The sequence below is a fragment of the uncultured Streptococcus sp. genome (genome assembly GCF_963456385.1).
Classification (GTDB): Bacteria; Bacillota; Bacilli; order Lactobacillales; family Streptococcaceae; genus Streptococcus.
In genome coordinates this window covers 112274-128164 of the sequence record NZ_CAUOLF010000004.1, presented here as the reverse complement: position 1 = coordinate 128164, position 15891 = coordinate 112274, and the positions used below count along the sequence as shown (strand labels likewise).

The window sequence follows — 15891 nt, the reverse complement described above, 5'->3', positions numbered from 1 at the left end:
CACCTGGTTGTTTCACGATAGCATCCATGACACCGATTGTACCAGCTTGGAAGTCAGGGTTTTCAAATACACCCATAGGTCCGTTCCATACAACTGTTTTCGCACCAGTCAAGGCTTCATCAAATTTAGCGATAGATTTAGGACCGATATCCAGACCAAGGAAGCCTGGATCCACTGCTTCACCTTCAGTATCTTTTACTTCAGTGTAGTCAGCAAAAGCATTTGCTTCTTTAGAGTCAACTGGCAGAACCAATTTGCCGTTTGCTTTTTCAAGAAGAGCTTTGGCAACATCCAATTTGTCTTCTTCTACAAGTGAGTTACCGATTTCGATACCCTGTGCTTTGTAGAATGTGTAAGTCATACCACCACCGATAAGGACTTTATCAGCTTTTTCAAGCAAGTTTTCGATAACACCGATCTTGTCAGATACTTTTGAACCACCAAGAATAGCTACGAATGGACGTTCTGGAGTTTCAACTGCTTCTTGGATGTAAGCAATTTCGTTTTCAAGAAGGAAGCCAGCAACAGCTTTTTCAACGTTTGCTGAGATACCGACGTTAGATGCGTGTGCACGGTGAGCTGTACCGAATGCATCATTTACGAAGATACCATCTCCAAGAGATGCCCAGTATTTACCAAGTTCTGGATCGTTTTTAGATTCTTTCTTGCCGTCCACATCTTCAAAACGAGTGTTTTCGACCAAAAGAACTTGTCCATCTTCAAGAGCATTGATAGCTGCTTCCAATTCAGCACCACGAGTGACACCTGGGAAAACAACGTCTTGACCCAATTTAGCAGCCAAGTCAGCAGCTACAGGAGCAAGTGATTTACCTTCTTTGTCTGCTTCTTCTTTTACACGTCCAAGGTGAGAGAAGAGAATTGCGCGACCGCCTTGCTCGATGATGTATTTAATAGTTGGAAGAGCAGCAGTGATACGGTTGTCATTCGTAATCACTCCGTCTTTCAATGGTACGTTAAAGTCTACACGAACGAGGACTTTTTTACCTTTCAAATCAACGTCTTTAACAGTAAGTTTTGCCATGTTACAAAAACTCCTTTTCATATTTTATACGCAACTATTATATCATATTTTCCAAAAGTTTTCTTGATATAAGGAAAATTTTCACAAAAAAGAAGTGCCACGCACTTCTTTCTCTCGAACTTTGGAATTAGAGAATAGAAAAAAGTGCGCTGAACTCATTCAGACAATAGTTAAAGCTGGATTTTTCTCTAGATTCGATAATACAAAAAGCCAGTAAAATTACTAACTTCAATGCTTTCCATTGTTAAATTGTAAATACCTGTCCTACTGCATAGGTGACCGCCATGGTTAAAAGACCGATAACGAGATTCCGAATCATGGCATTTTTGAGCGGTGCTTTGCCTAATCTAGCGCTGATGTAGCCCGTTCCCAAGAGGGCCAAGGCCACAATCAGAACGGTTGCCCAGATACGGATAGTGGCTGGAAGCAGGATAATGGTAATCATAGGAAAAAGCGCACCAACAGCAAAGGCTAAAAAGCTTGATACGGCAGCATGCCAGGGATTAGTGAACTCCTCAATCTCGATTCCATATTTTTCCGTCACTAAGGCTTCCAACGGATCTTGGAGAAAAGCCCGATTGGTCATGAGCTGGGCAGAAGTCTCACACTCGCCATTTTGAACATAGGCAGCATAGAGAGACTGCCTAGCGATATCTGGATTTTTCTCTAAAAGCTCCCGCGCTCTGGCAACAGCAGCTTCTTCTGTATCCTTTTGAGTAGAAACAGAAACATACTCTCCACCAGCCATAGAAAAGGCACCCGCAAAGACTGCCGCTAAACCAGATAGAAAGATAATCCAGACATCGTCCGTCGCGCTAGCCACCCCGATTACCACTCCTGCGATGGAAATAATGCCATCATTGGCTCCTAAAACCCCAGCCCGCAAGATATTCAGCCGACCGCTAAAGTTCGTATCAATTTTATGTTCTTCCACTATTTAAATTTTCTCTTTCTTTTTATTTGTAATGATTATAAATAAAATCTAGAACTAATACAAGAGAAAATCGAAAAATGAGAAAAGTTCTACTATTTAAGAGAAGAGAGGCATTGAAAAAAGAGCCGTTTTAAACGACTCCTTTCTTTATAATCACTATAATGCTATAGCAAACGTATTATTTCACCACGATATTAACCAGTTTATTTGGAACGCTAATCACTTTCACGACTTCTTTGCCGGCGATTTCAGATTCAATTTTCTCATCTGCCAGAGCGATTTCCTGCAGTTCCTCACGGCTCAGATCTTTGGCTACGACTAGCTTAGCACGAACTTTGCCCTTGATTTGAACTACGATTTCGACCTCTGCTTCGACAAGCTTGCTTTCATCATAAGTTGGCCAAGCTACGTAGGAGATGCTCTCGTCTGTTTGAGCTAGTGACTGCCAGAGTTCTTCAGCCAAGTGCGGTGCGAAAGGTGCAAGCAATTGAATGAAACCTTTAGCATATTCGACATAGAGCTCCTCTTCCTTGTTGGCTGCATTGACAAAGATCATGAGCTGGGCAATGGCTGTGTTAAACTTGAGCTCCTCAATCTGCTCTGTGACAGACTTGACTGTTTCATGGTAGACCTTGTCCAAGGCTCCGCTATTTTCAAAGACCAGCTCCTTAGAGTTAAGAAGACGATAGACCCGATCCAGGAACTTGCGGCTGCCTTCCAGACCTTCCTCGCTCCAAGCGATGGATGCATCCAACGGCCCCATGAACATTTCATAGACACGCAATGTATCAGCACCATATTGCTCCACTACATCGTCTGGGTTGACCACATTCTTCAGAGATTTAGACATCTTGGCTGGTGCTTGCTCCAGTTCTTCTCCCGTTTCGATGTTGAAGAAAGAACCATCGCGTTTTTCCACCTTGTCTGTCGCCACTAGAGCACCGCGGCTATCACGGTAGCTAGTTCCCAGAATCATCCCTTGGTTAAAGAGTTTTTGGAAAGGCTCTTTGGTCGGAACCACTCCGATATCATAGAGGAATTTATGCCAGAACCGAGCGTAGAGAAGATGGAGCACGGCATGCTCCGCACCACCGATGTAAATATCAACTGGCAGCCAAGCCTTGAGCAGCTCTTCGTCTGCTAATTTCTCATTATTGTGCGGGTCAATGTAACGCAGGTAATACCAGCTGGAACCAGCCCATTGAGGCATGGTGTTGGTTTCGCGGCGTCCTTTGACACCATCTTCCCGAGTCACTTCCAGCCAGTCAGTCAGATTGGCCAGAGGGCTTTCACCAGTACCAGAAGGACGGATATCCTTGGTTACAGGCAGGACAAGTGGAAGTTCATTTTTAGGAACAGCCGTTGAAGTCCCATCTTCCCAATGAATGATTGGAATCGGCTCACCCCAGTAGCGCTGACGGCTAAAGAGCCAGTCGCGCAGACGATAGGTGACTTTTTCATTTCCTACACCTTCTGCTTCCAGCCAAGCAACCATCTTTTCAATAGCGATAGCCTTGTCCAAGCCATCTAAGAAGCCAGAGTTAATATGCGGACCGTCCTCTGTGTAAGCAGCTTCTGCAACATTGCCACCCTCTAGAACCGGAATAATCTCTAAATCGAACTGCTTAGCAAACTCCCAGTCGCGCTCATCGTGCGCAGGAACGGCCATGATAGCCCCTGTTCCGTAGCTTGCAAGCACATAGTCGGCAATCCAGATTGGGATTTCCTTGCCATTGACAGGATTGATGGCATAAGCTCCTGTCCAGACACCAGTCTTCTCCTTAGCCAAATCAGTCCGAGCCAGGTCGGATTTGAGGCTGGCTGCATGTTTGTAGTCTGCTACTGCTTGGGCTTGTTCTGCACTTGTAATGGCATCGACGAGAGCATGCTCTGGAGCCAAAACAGCATAGGTCGCACCAAAAAGAGTGTCCGGACGAGTCGTAAAGACGGTGAAGTCCTTGTCTGTGTCCTTAATCTTGAAGGTTACATTAGCACCGGTTGACTTACCAATCCAGTTGCGCTGCATATCCTTGATAGACTCAGGCCAGTCCAGCTCCTCCAAGTCATTGAGCAAACGTTCTGCATAAGCTGTGATTTTCAGCATCCACTGACGCATAGGCTTGCGGACAACTGGATAACCACCACGCTCAGATGTTCCGTCTGGAAGAACTTCCTCATTGGCGATAGCCGTTCCCAGCTCTTCAACCCAGTTTACTGGCACTTCAGCTTCATAAGCCAGGCCTTTTTCGTAAAGCTTGGTGAAAATCCACTGGGTCCACTTGTAGTAATTAGGGTCAGTTGTATTAACCTCCCGATCCCAGTCATAGGAAAAGCCAAGAGCGTTGATTTGACGCTTAAAGTTGGCAATGTTTTCCGCTGTAAAGTCAGCTGGGTCATTCCCTGTATCCATGGCGTATTGCTCTGCCGGCAGACCAAAGGCGTCCCAGCCCATAGGATGCAGGACATTATAGCCCTGAGCCCGTTTGTAGCGGCTGAGGATATCTGTCGCCGTGTAGCCCTCCGGATGCCCTACATGGAGCCCCGCTCCTGATGGGTAAGGAAACATGTCCAGCGCATAAAAGTTAGGCTTGTCCTTATCCGTACCTGTCTTAAATGTATGGTGCTCTGCCCAGTATTTCTGCCACTTGGGCTCGATTTCTTTGTGATTATAATAAGCCATTCTTTTCTCCATTTTTTGTACTGTTTCTATTATACCATTTTCAAGGGATTTTGAAAGACGGAATTTCATGACTGCCAGACACATCAGCCAAAGGATCTCTCCACCAAAAAACAAGCCACCCTGTCAGTCCTACAGTTGAAAGGTAGCTTGTTTTGTATTTTGCTTTTATTTATCCAAATCCCTGACATATTGGTCGACTGCTAGGATGGCACCTGCAATGTCAGAAGCTGAAATCTCAAATGGCATCTGATGAATGGTTTCGCCCTCAATCGTCGCTTGCTGACCAACTTTGAGCAAATCTTCATAGCTGGCATTTCCCAAATGCATTTCTTTCAGAGTTGTCGGCATACCAATCTTTTGATAGAAGCGAATATATTTTTCCAATTCTTCTTTAGGTCGGTTTTCTAAGAAGAGCTGGGTCAAGGTCCCATAGGCAACTTTTTCGCCGTGAGTCAGGTGGTGAATATCGCCTGTGAGAGCCGTAAAGCCATTGTGGATAGCATGGGCTGCCGCCAAACCTCCGCTCTCAAAGCCGACGCCGCTGAGAAGGGTATTGGCTTCAATGATATTTTCCAGAGCTGGAGTCACGACTTTCGCTTCACAGGCTGCAATAGCCTGCAGGCCATCTGCAAACAGTGTTTCTTCACACTTCTTCGCAATCGCCACACCAGCTAGGCTCTGTTTTTGTCCCAACATGGTAGTGCCATTTTTCTGCTGGACAGCACGCGCTTCTACCCAAGTCGCTAAACCATCTGCAATCCCAGAAGCCAGAAGCCGTTTTGGCGCTCCAGCAATCACTTTCGTATCCACCAAGACGAGTTCAGGATTTTTACTATAGAAAATATACTTTTCAAAGGCTCCATCTTCTGTATAGATAACAGAAAGTGCTGAAGTTGGAGCATCTGTAGAGGCAATGGTTGGTGCAATGACCACAGGACGTCCTAGTATGTCTGCAATCGCCTTCGCACTGTCAATCGTTTTCCCACCGCCTAGACCAATAACCAAGTCTGCTCCGTCTTTTTCAGCCAAAGCAACGACACGATCAATTTCAGCATCAGAAGCTTCTCCGTTAAAAGCGACATGCAGCACATGAAAGCCATAACGAGTAAGGTAGTCATGGAATTTCTCCCCAACAATCTGGTAAACCATATCATCACAAAGCAAGACTGGATGGCTTCCTAATTGAAGAATCTGTTTTGCATTTTCAAACAGGGCATTTTCTCCCTGAATATAACGAGACGGGCTTGCAAAAATTCTCATAGAACACCTCTTTCTTTTTTATAGATAGAGCATTATATATGCCTTTCAAATGTATTCCTGATTGTGAATTGCTGACCAGTCAGCAGCAAAGTCATCTACTGCCTTAGCGATAGACGGCATGGCAAAGGCTGCTGCAAAGACATCAGGTCCTGCTGTAATGGCTTGGGCCCCATCAGCAAAAGCACGATTGATTTGGCCAACATTCTTAAAGGAAGCTGCTAATATTTTGCTGGCGGAATGTTCCCGCTCAATCGCCTGAGCCAACTGGCTGATGACAGCATCTGAATCAATATTGAGATTTTCCATGCGGTTATAGTAAGGAGCAAGGTAATCAGCCCCCGCTTCAATAGCTAATAGCCCTTGAAAGGTTGTATAAATGGCTGTCGCTGTAATCTTGTAACCTTCTGGTTTAAGAGTTTTGATAGCTGCCAGCCCAGCCGGTGTAACCGGAACTTTAATGTAGACAGCATCGCCGCATTTTTTTCGAATTTCAGCAGCATCTTTCAAGATTCCCTCATAATCCTTGGCAACAACCTGCACATGGATAGATGGACCTTCTCCTATGATTTCCCGAACGGCGCGAATCCGTTCAAAGAAATCTATTTTTCCTTCTTTTTTTGCGATGGTCGGATTAGAAGTCACTCCCGCCAAGGGGAGGACTTCCGACCATTTTTTTATCTCCTCTAAATTTAAGGTATCAAGCATGAATTCCATAAATTGGACCTCTTTTACAATGTGTGCTCCGTACGCCCGATAATATCATCTTGTGTCGCCTTGGAAAGCACATTGAAGAAAGCAGAGTAGCCTGCAACGCGAACAATCAAATCGCGGTGTTTTTCAGGATGCTTCTGAGCATCAATCAAGGTTTCCCGAGAAACGACATTGTATTGGATATGATAGCCATGCAGACGGTTAAAGAATGTACGAAGCAAGGCAATAAGTTTCACTTTATCTTCTTCCTTAGACAGGGTCTGAGGATTCACTTTTTGATTGAGCAGAACGCCTCCTACGATTTCATCTGTCGGCAATTTGGAAACAGATTTCAATACAGAGGTCGGGCCGTTCTTGTCCATATTGTGGGAAGGAGAGCAGCCTTCAGCGAGCGGTGTCCCGGCATTACGGCCATCTGGTGTCGCCAAGGTACCGCGACCTTGACCAACATTGGCTGAAATAGAAGATGTTCCAGAGTAGCGGATACCGCCAATTGGACCACGGCCATAACGGGTATTTGGATATTTAGCGATTTCATCCACATAAATATCGTAAGCATCTGTCACTAACTTATCTGCGTAATCATCATCATTACCATATTTTGGTGCATCATGAATCATCATCTCTTGAATTTCTTTACCACGCTCACCTGCATAGTCTGTTTCAAGTGCATGCCAGAGTTCAGCCGGAGTCAGCCTGCCTTCTTCAAAGACCAGCTTCTTGATGGCCGCTAATGAGTCTGATAGATTGGCAATACCGACTTGAAGGCCGGAAATATAGTCATAGACAGCTCCGCCTTCTTTCAAATGCTTACCGCGCCCGATACAGTCATCTGTCAAAGCTGAGCATAGGATATCCGGCACTTCTCTCTCAAGAGACAGGTCGATAGAATTTTCCACGATGACACTCATGCGGGTCAAATGACGCAAGGTCTTGTCCCAAGTCGTTTGCAGCTCAGCAAAGCTCTTCATATCTTTAAAATGACCGAAGCTTGGCGCAAAGCGCTTGCCAGATGCTGGATCAATACCATCGTTCATAGTGATGAGGAGCACCTTAGGGAAGTTCATATAGCTCATACCTGTACAACGGTAGCCCCATTTACCAGGCACAGCAGTTTCCACACAGCCGATAGCACTGTAGTCGTAAGCATCTTCTTCTAAAACGCCTTTTGCGATAAAAGACGGAATGATAATTTCATCATTATTAAAGGCCGGCATACCGAAACCAAGCTTCATGACTTCGATACACTCATTCATAAAGCGAGCATCTAAGCCTGCATGATAGCGAACAGTCAGATTCGGCTGAGGAAGATGAGTTTGAGCTACAGATTTCAACACAAGGTAGGAAAGTGGGTTGACTGCATCTCTCTTATCTCTCGTTTGCCCCCCGATTGTCACATTTTGATAAAGGGGACTGCCCGCAGATGAGAATGTGTGGGCCTGACTGCGCACTTTATTAATGGTAATCGTTTTAATCCAGAGATTGGTTAAGCGTTCCACAATACTAGCCTCTGTCTCACGTCCAGCTTCCAAATCTGCCTTGACATAAGGATACATGTACTGGTCAAAGCGGCCATAAGAGAGCGAGTGTCCGTTGGACTCAATCTGAAGGATACACTGGATAAACCAAACAGACTGGACAGCTTCAGCAAAGGTTGATGCTGGCTCGTACGGCACTTTAGAACAGATCCTAGCGATTTCTAAGAGCTCCTGACGGCGCTTAGGCTCTGCTTTTTCAGCCAGCTGATTTGCCAAGGCCACAAAACGCTCCGCATAAGCTTTCACAGCATCTACTACTATGAAAATGGAATCATAGAAGTGGTATTTGTCAATACTAGCCGGATCGGTCAAATCCAAAGCTTCCTTAGCTGCACGAGCTTTTTCTTCAAAGCCTTTCAGTCCATAAGCCAAGAGTTTTTGATAGTTGACCGCCAAGTGGGCGTCCCCAGAGTTCATCTTTCCTTCCATACCAAAGAAGCCAGTTTCCATATAAACCTGAACTTCTTCTGGAAGTAGAGCCCCTGCTCGAGCACGGAGGTTATTGTTTTCCCAGAAAGGAGCGATGCTGCGGAGCTGCTCTTTGGTTTCTTCTGTAATGTAGAAGACGTCTCCGTCTCGCTTCTCAAAAAGATCTAGTTCATTGAGTACAAACTCTAAAGTATACTCTGGGAAAATAGGCGCGTCTTTATTAGATGAAGCTTGATTACCGACAATCACTGTTTCATCTTCGATATATAGCGTCATATTTTCCAAAATCTCTTTGAGCATGTAAGCACGTTTCAACACATTTGGCTTTTCCTTATGCTTATCATAAGCCTTGGTAGCTAGGACAGCGCGCTCTGCGTCAATATAGGGATTTTTATTTAAAACATCTTCCCGATATTTATTCATCCGCTCTGTTAAGCTGCCAAAATAGTCTGTTTTTATTGTTGTTTTTTCTACTTCTTTTACTTGGATCATTTGACTACGACCTTTCTTATGAAATTTAATTTATTTCTTTCGTAACTATTGTAACACACAAAATTCTAGAATTCAATCATTTATAGGCGATTACTAAATTAAAGATTTTTTGCACATTTGTGCCATCTGAACCAAGAAACTTTTGTGTTTTCATCCATCAAAGTCAGATTATTCTTCATTTTCCAATTCGTTATTGTAGGCAATCTTATCCTGAAACTTCACAAATGGGAAATAGACAAAGGCAGACATGGCTAGGATGACAATTTGAATGACTGCCCCTTGCCAGCCAGCGACCATAAAGCCAGAAATGATAGCCGGTGTACTCCAAGGCAAAGTCACACCTGCGAATGGTTGCATAAAGCCGACCGCAATCGCCATGTAGACAATCAAAGCAGCCAAAACCGGAACCAAAACGAAGGGCAGGAACATGACCGGATTCATCACAATCGGAAAACCAAAGACAACTGGCTCATTGACATTAAAGATTGCTGGGAAAGCAGCAACTTTCCCCAGAGCCTTATACTGCTTAGACTTGGCAGCAAAGAGCATCGCCACGACCACTCCGAAAGTAATACCAGAGCCCGACAAGATAAGAAAGCTATCCAAAAATTGCTGGGTCACAATATGAGCACCTTGACTGACAGACAGCTTATCTGCAGCAAGCAGGGCCTTATTAGCATCCAGATTTGACAGCAGCAAGGCTGTTACGACACCATTGACAACAGACTGCCCATGGACGCCGAACCACCATAAGAAAGAAATAAAGAAAGCAATACCGATAGCTCCATACAGAGAGCCTGTCAGACCTTGCAAAGGCACCTGAATAACATCGTAAATCATTTCAATAAAGGTACCGCCACCAGTCGCTATCTTGGCAATAATATAAACAAGCATTGACAGCAAGAAAATAACGAAAGCTGGAATCATGGCTTCAAACTGCTTGGCAATCGCTTGAGGAACCTGCTCTGGCATTTTGATGACAATATGCTTTTGAATGAAAATCGTATAGATACTGCCAACTGCCAAACCAATGAGAATGGCCCCAATGATTCCTTGACCGCCAAACCAGACCTTGGCAATCGCATCTGCAATCGCCTCACCCTTTTCTGGTATGTAGGAGGATTTCAAAAGGATAAAGAAAGAAGAAAGAGACAACACCCCTGCCGGCAGAGGCTCTACACCGCTGTTCTTAGCATAAGAATAGCCGATTGAAAAACAAGAAATCAGCCCCATAATGGCAAAGGTTCCTGAATAAACCTGCATAAACGGTTCTGTCCAGTCTGCCCCAAACACACCAGCAATGGCTTGATTTAGACCTTCAAACGGTAATTGCCCTACAATCAAGAATAGACTTCCCACAACTGTAAGGGGCAAAATTGCCAACATACCATCTTTTAAGGCGATAATCCCGCGCATATTGACAAACTTCATAATCGGCGCAATGATTTTTTGAGTATCCACTTTAGACATAACGAAGCTCCTTGATTTTAATGTTTATCCAACAAACTCAAAGCGAGGTTTAGCACTTTTTTACCATCTAGCATACCGTAATCAGCCATCGGAATAACTGCAATCGGAGTATGGCAGCTGTCGCAAATAGCTGTAGATTTGTCTAGTGTATAGGCTACCTGCGGGCCCAATAAAGCGACATCCAGATCCGCTGCATAATCAGCCAGCTTAGCCTGAGAGTATGCTTCAATCTCAGCTTCCAGCCCCTTTTCAGCTGCAGCTATCTTCATATTGTTGACCAACATTCCTGTTGAAAAACCTGCCGCGCAAAACAAACCAATCTTAACCATCTTTTCATCCTCCTGATGATTCATTTTTTCCCTTGTAATTCTCTTCTCAAGTCGATGATTTCTTTGATGAGATTAATTTCTGTAATACTAGTCATCAAATGATCTTGAGAATGAACAAACAGAGCTGTAATCTCAGTTTTCGTTCCTCCAGCTTCCTGAGCTAGGAACTTGGTCTGCAAGTTATGGGCCTCTAACAGCGCCTTATCTGCAAGCTCAATCTGCTCATCGCATTCTGAAAACCTACCATCTTTAGCTAGTGATAAAGCTTGATAAATATGCTGCTTGGCATCACCAGCGTCTAAGATAAGGCCCATGATAATTTGATCTGCTACAATCATTTCCATATGTTACAACCGCTCCTATCTTTATAATTAACAAAAACCTGTTCTTTTGTTTGAAAGTGATTTATTTTTGTTTGTAACTAGAATGTATCACCTTTATCTCAGTCCGTCAATATATTATAGAACAAATTAGCTAATTTAAATTTTTTCGCACATTTGTGCAAACAAAAAGTCTCCTCCATAAAAAACAACTCCTATACAGCTGTATTCATCTGCGAATGAAAGGCACTCTATTAGATACGAACGATAAGCAGATTCGACACAAAAAAAAGAAGCAGCAGCTATTCGCTTCTACTTCCTCATATATGCTATTTTAAGAAACCGAAACTTATCTTTTTAAACGGCTTTCTCAATTTCCTTTGCTATTTTACTTTTCCGCAATTTCCTCTGGAAGATGTATTTCAATAAAACGGCAGGATTCAGACTGTAGGATAATTGCAATTTAAAATAATTCATCAACTCGATGACAGCAAAAAACCAAATTGCTAAAGAGATTATGAATGTGGAAAATCCACTGTAATTTAACATAATTATCAGGGCTCCCACACCCAGTAAAATAAGGTCTAAGATCTTTAGTATCTTGTAAATTTTGCCTGTATATCTTTCAGCAAATCCTGGATTGGAAATCCTTTTTATCAAAATCCACCAAAAAACAGAGCCCTGTATCAGAATAAAACTCAGTACAAACAAGGAGAAAGAAATAGAAATCAAAGCTCCAGTAGTAAAAATCCATTTTTTGAGCAGGAAAAAATTCATCCAAAATACCAGCACAGCGACTAGCTCTCCTGTGGCTAAACTAGCCAATTTTTGTTTCATCAGCTTTTTCAAATCAACAATCCACCTCCATACATAAGTGCTAATCCACTAATAAAAAAATAGGATTCCTGAATTTAGTTTTGGAAATTTTATTTCACCTGAGATTCTACTGCCATCAAGAAGTGAAGAAACTCCTATCTCCATCCAAGTCTAGCATTTTCAAAATAGTCGCTTCATCCGTAACTAAATGATTGACATAGCCAGCTCGCAACACCGCTAAGATAGCAGCAGATTTTTGACTGCCATAGGCAAAGGCTAGACTAAGCGGCACTTTTTTCAAATTTTCCAAAGAGATGGCAATCGTTCGATTTTGCAAATGCTGGTAGACCATATCCCCTTTTTTATTAAAGAAGCGACAGCAGATTTCTCCAACAGCATCCTGACTCTCTAGAGCAAGAAAATCCTCTGAGGTCAACATGTCCAACCATTGACGATTTCTCGTATCAACCTGCCCGCCAATACCAACCACAGCCACATCCAGCTCCTGCCAGCTGCTTTTCAGATCTTCAAAATATTTAGAAGCCAATATTCCATTTGTCAGTTGCTCATTCTCCTGAATAATCGTGGAATTCATAAAACGGCAGTCCCCATGGTATTTTCCAGCCATGCTATAGATGAGGGTATTCACATGATAGCGAGCATGGATATGACTGGGACCACCTGCCAAAGGAAAGAAATGAACATTTGTCAAATGCTTGTTGCTGGAGTGCTCTACTAAAAGGCTCAAGCTCTTGCCCCAAGAAAATCCTACTTTATCATTGTCTTTAATCAGGCTGCGCAGCATAGCTGCAGCAGCTTGGGCAAGCCTCTCTTCCAGGTCTGCTGGAGATTCATCCACTAAATTACTGACAATTTCGATTCCCTTGAGCCCATATTTTTCTTTTACATAGTTTTCTAAATGAAACAAGCGGGTATCAAAGTCTTCAATCTCAATCTTTACAATGCCATCTTTTTTCGCTTCTGCCAGCATTCGGCTAATGGTGGTGCGATAAATCCCTGTCTCAGCCGCAATGTCAGACTGGCTTCTTTCTTCTATGTAGTAGAGATAAGCAATTTTTGCCAATAGTTTTTTTCTTTCATTTTTCATCTTATCTCCTTCTCTCTGCTAGATTAGAGTCAGTTTGATATCCGCAGCTTTCAAGCGCTCAACAGCTTCTTTAGGAATCGCCTTGTCAGTCACCACTTGGGCAATCTGTTTGAAGCCAAATCTCTTAACTATTCCTTTTCTGGTAAACTTACTTGAGTCCGTCAAGACAATCATCTGGTCAGATGCCTCTGACATATACTGAACAACCTCACTCCGCATCAGATCCTTGCCTGTAAAGCCTAGATTTTCATCATAGCCATCTGTTCCTACAAAAGCATGTCCTACGTGGAAAAACCGAATCATTTCCTTGAGAAGAGGCCCTACTGTCACTTGAGAATCTTTCTGAAATTCTCCGCCCAGTAAGATAATTTTACAAGAATCAGTTTGTTTTATATAATCCGCAATAAAATAAGAATTGGTAATAATCTTGACATTCTTCTTCGTTCGGCAGATTTCCTCAGCTAGCAAGGCACAGGTTGAGCCCGATTCGATCATAATGGTTTCATTATCCTGAACAATTTTTGCTGCTTCCTGGGCAATTCGGCGCTTGGTATCATAATGAAAGGAAAGCCTGACATTCAGATCATCGCCGCTATTTAAAACAGCATAGCCATGCTCTCTGCGCAACAGACCTTTGGTTTCCAGCTTATCCAAGTCTTTGCGAATCGTCACTTTGGAAACTTTTAAGCGGTCAGATAAAGTATTGACATCAATTCGTTCAAATTCAGATACTAATTTAACAATTTCATCTAAACGTTCCATTCTATCACCTCTGCTATTATTGTAACAAAAGACGCCTTAAAAATAAAATAAAAATAACTTTCATTCGTAATTGTTTTTCTTTCCAAAATAAGTTATAATGATTGTATCCAAAGGAGGCCTGAGTATGGAAACAACAAAAGGAATTATTTTCAACATCCAACATTTCAGTATTCATGATGGACCAGGGATTCGTACAACGGTTTTCCTCAAGGGCTGTCCTCTGCGTTGTCCTTGGTGCTCCAATCCAGAATCACAGCAATTAAAACCCGAGCCTATGCTGGATGCTACTACCAAAAAAAGCATCACTATGGGGGAGGAAAGAAGTGTCGAGGAGATTATCAACGAAGTCCTAAAGGACAGAGATTTTTATGAAGAATCTGGCGGTGGCCTAACCTTATCTGGCGGAGAGATTTTCGCCCAGTTTGAATTTGCCAAGGCCATTCTCAAAGCGGCTAAGGAAAAAGGGATTCATACCGCTATCGAAACAACTGCCTTTGTAGAACACGAAAAATTCGTGGATCTCATCCAGTACGTTGATTTTATCTATACAGACCTGAAACATTATAACTCTGTCAACCACCGCAAGGTGACTGGAGTAAAAAACGAATTAATTGTTCAGAATATCCACTACGCCTTTACTCATCAAAAGACGATTGTTCTCCGCATTCCTGTCATTCCAGATTTTAATGACTCTTTAGAAGATGCGGAGCAGTTTGCGACCCTGTTTAATGAACTATCCATCAATCAAGTACAGCTGCTGCCTTTCCATCAATTTGGCGAAAATAAATACAAATTACTTGGCCGAAAGTATGCCATGGAAGATGTCAAGGCCTTGCACCCTGAAGACTTATTTGAATACCAAGATGTCTTTTTGAAGCATGACATTAATTGTTATTTTTAGTCTTTAATTTTTCAAACACCAAAAAACAAGCCACGCTTTCAGCCCTACGGTTGAAAGGTAGCTTGTTTTATTTATTCTCCAAATAGTTGGAGTTTGCTTTCAATTTCCTGATAGACCCGACTGGACTGCATGCCAACGGCTGCAGCGCTGTCACGACAATACTGGAGCAGGAAGGTGTAATACTTGTAGTAGAAGCTCAGGTCATAGCCCAGCTTACCTAGAATGGCTAGCTGCTCCTCAAAACCTACAATCAAGTCTCGAAACCACTGCTCATTCCAAGTCATGGAGATGCTATTTGGCCGCAAGCGATAGTAATAGAGCGGTTCATTGAGGTAGATAATCTTCTCTGACTGAAGGTACAGCTTATAAGTCGTGAAGGCATCTTCGGCCACTCGGCCGACTGGATAGCGCACTGTATCAAAGAGCTCACGCTTATAGAGCTTAGCCCAGGCACAGAGAAAGACACCGTCTAGCATGCGCCGTCTAGGATACTCCTCGATTATCTCTTCTCGCGTATAGAGGGTTTCAAAATGCTCTGTCGAATAGTAGAGGAAGGCTGAATCCTCTGCACGAAAACTACAGTGGTGACCAATAGCAATGTCCGCATCATACTCCTTGAGCTTTTCATAGAGGCGGGCAACATGCTGCTCAGGCAGCCAGTCATCCGAATCCACAAAAATCAAATAGTCTGCACTGGAGTGCTCAATCCCTGTATTGCGGGCACCGGACAAGCCTTGATTGTCCTGATGAATGAGACGAATCCTCGCATCCTGGTCAGCCAGCTCTTGGCAAATCTGGCCAGAAGCATCTGTTGAACCATCATTGACTAGAATAATCTCCAGATTTTGATAGGTCTGACGACAGACGCTGTTCACACATTCTGCTAAATACTGCTCAACATTGTAAACAGGGATGATAACACTGATTAATTCCTGAGACATGATAACTCCTATTCTTTTCCTGTCTTTTTATTATACATGATTTTTTAGGTTTGTGAGGTGTTTTTGGAAAATAAGTTTTTAAAGGATAGCTTTCTATTTTTAGAGATATTTCAATCCATTGTTCAATTGTTTTGTTTTTACACTTATAAAAATCTTTC

The 15891-nt window shown here is 43.1% G+C and carries 14 protein-coding genes; 1 reads left to right on the top strand and 13 read right to left on the bottom strand.

Annotated elements, in window-relative coordinates:
* From RP262_RS02950 to RP262_RS02895, 12 genes are all read right to left on the bottom strand, one after another.
* Positions 1 to 1042: phosphoglycerate kinase (locus tag RP262_RS02950; RefSeq protein ID WP_311154254.1), on the bottom strand; the 1042-nt coding region annotated here is incomplete at its 3' end.
* A gap of 244 nt (positions 1043 to 1286) precedes the next feature.
* Positions 1287 to 1976 carry a VIT family protein gene (locus RP262_RS02945; protein ID WP_311154253.1) on the bottom strand — a complete coding sequence of 230 codons (690 nt, stop codon included), beginning with the start codon at positions 1974 to 1976 and terminating at the stop codon, positions 1287 to 1289.
* A gap of 178 nt (positions 1977 to 2154) precedes the next feature.
* Entirely contained in the window at positions 2155 to 4656 is a 2502-nt protein-coding gene (leuS, locus tag RP262_RS02940) for a leucine--tRNA ligase (RefSeq protein WP_311154252.1), read from the bottom strand.
* A gap of 165 nt (positions 4657 to 4821) precedes the next feature.
* Positions 4822 to 5916 carry a glycerol dehydrogenase gene (locus tag RP262_RS02935; RefSeq protein WP_311154251.1) on the bottom strand — a complete coding sequence of 365 codons (1095 nt, stop codon included), beginning with the start codon at positions 5914 to 5916 and terminating at the stop codon, positions 4822 to 4824.
* Between the two features lie 45 nt (positions 5917 to 5961).
* A complete protein-coding gene (locus RP262_RS02930; RefSeq protein ID WP_311154250.1) occupies positions 5962 to 6630 on the bottom strand; it encodes a fructose-6-phosphate aldolase in 669 nt (222 codons plus the stop codon).
* Between the two features lie 14 nt (positions 6631 to 6644).
* Complete coding sequence (locus tag RP262_RS02925; protein ID WP_311154249.1) at positions 6645 to 9086, bottom strand: glycyl radical protein; 2442 nt, start codon at positions 9084 to 9086, stop codon at positions 6645 to 6647.
* A 168-nt stretch (positions 9087 to 9254) separates the two neighbouring features.
* Positions 9255 to 10556, bottom strand: a complete 1302-nt coding sequence (locus tag RP262_RS02920) for a PTS sugar transporter subunit IIC (RefSeq protein ID WP_002907358.1) — start codon at positions 10554 to 10556, stop codon at positions 9255 to 9257.
* A gap of 17 nt (positions 10557 to 10573) precedes the next feature.
* On the bottom strand, positions 10574 to 10885 hold the full coding sequence (locus tag RP262_RS02915) for a PTS sugar transporter subunit IIB (RefSeq protein ID WP_072074895.1): 312 nt from the start codon (positions 10883 to 10885) through the stop codon (positions 10574 to 10576).
* Positions 10886 to 10905: 20 nt separating this feature from the next.
* Positions 10906 to 11229 carry a PTS lactose/cellobiose transporter subunit IIA gene (locus RP262_RS02910; protein ID WP_311154248.1) on the bottom strand — a complete coding sequence of 108 codons (324 nt, stop codon included), beginning with the start codon at positions 11227 to 11229 and terminating at the stop codon, positions 10906 to 10908.
* Positions 11230 to 11562: 333 nt separating this feature from the next.
* Positions 11563 to 12054, bottom strand: coding sequence for a hypothetical protein (locus RP262_RS02905; RefSeq protein ID WP_311154247.1), 492 nt, complete (start codon positions 12052 to 12054; stop codon positions 11563 to 11565).
* Positions 12055 to 12157: 103 nt separating this feature from the next.
* Positions 12158 to 13129 (bottom strand): sugar-binding transcriptional regulator, encoded by a 972-nt coding sequence (locus RP262_RS02900; RefSeq protein WP_311154246.1) that lies wholly within the window; start codon positions 13127 to 13129, stop codon positions 12158 to 12160.
* Between the two features lie 18 nt (positions 13130 to 13147).
* Positions 13148 to 13891, bottom strand: a complete 744-nt coding sequence (locus RP262_RS02895; RefSeq protein WP_002918201.1) for a DeoR/GlpR family DNA-binding transcription regulator — start codon at positions 13889 to 13891, stop codon at positions 13148 to 13150.
* 124 nt (positions 13892 to 14015) lie between these two features.
* Here RP262_RS02895 and RP262_RS02890 point away from each other — a divergent pair, with 124 nt between their 5' ends.
* Positions 14016 to 14792, top strand: coding sequence for a glycyl-radical enzyme activating protein (locus RP262_RS02890; RefSeq protein WP_311154245.1), 777 nt, complete (start codon positions 14016 to 14018; stop codon positions 14790 to 14792).
* Positions 14793 to 14863: 71 nt separating this feature from the next.
* Here the strand turns inward: RP262_RS02890 and RP262_RS02885 are convergent, their stop codons facing one another.
* The gene (locus tag RP262_RS02885; protein ID WP_311154244.1) at positions 14864 to 15733 is read right to left on the bottom strand and encodes a glycosyltransferase family 2 protein; all 870 of its coding nucleotides are present in this window, start codon (positions 15731 to 15733) and stop codon (positions 14864 to 14866) included.
* Between the last annotated feature and the right edge of the window lie 158 nt (positions 15734 to 15891).

Excerpts from the sequence above, each read along its gene's own strand:
- leuS (WP_311154252.1), bottom strand. The coding sequence starts at position 4,656 with ATGGCTTATTATAATCACAAAGAAATCGAGCCCAAGTGGCAGAAATAC.
- RP262_RS02935 (WP_311154251.1), bottom strand. The coding sequence starts at position 5,916 with ATGAGAATTTTTGCAAGCCCGTCTCGTTATATTCAGGGAGAAAATGCC.
- RP262_RS02930 (WP_311154250.1), bottom strand. The coding sequence starts at position 6,630 with ATGGAATTCATGCTTGATACCTTAAATTTAGAGGAGATAAAAAAATGG.
- RP262_RS02925 (WP_311154249.1), bottom strand. The coding sequence starts at position 9,086 with ATGATCCAAGTAAAAGAAGTAGAAAAAACAACAATAAAAACAGACTAT.
- RP262_RS02920 (WP_002907358.1), bottom strand. The coding sequence starts at position 10,556 with ATGTCTAAAGTGGATACTCAAAAAATCATTGCGCCGATTATGAAGTTT.
- RP262_RS02915 (WP_072074895.1), bottom strand. The coding sequence starts at position 10,885 with ATGGTTAAGATTGGTTTGTTTTGCGCGGCAGGTTTTTCAACAGGAATG.
- RP262_RS02910 (WP_311154248.1), bottom strand. The coding sequence starts at position 11,229 with ATGGAAATGATTGTAGCAGATCAAATTATCATGGGCCTTATCTTAGAC.
- RP262_RS02900 (WP_311154246.1), bottom strand. The coding sequence starts at position 13,129 with ATGAAAAATGAAAGAAAAAAACTATTGGCAAAAATTGCTTATCTCTAC.
- RP262_RS02895 (WP_002918201.1), bottom strand. The coding sequence starts at position 13,891 with ATGGAACGTTTAGATGAAATTGTTAAATTAGTATCTGAATTTGAACGA.
- RP262_RS02890 (WP_311154245.1), top strand. The coding sequence starts at position 14,016 with ATGGAAACAACAAAAGGAATTATTTTCAACATCCAACATTTCAGTATT.
- RP262_RS02885 (WP_311154244.1), bottom strand. The coding sequence starts at position 15,733 with ATGTCTCAGGAATTAATCAGTGTTATCATCCCTGTTTACAATGTTGAG.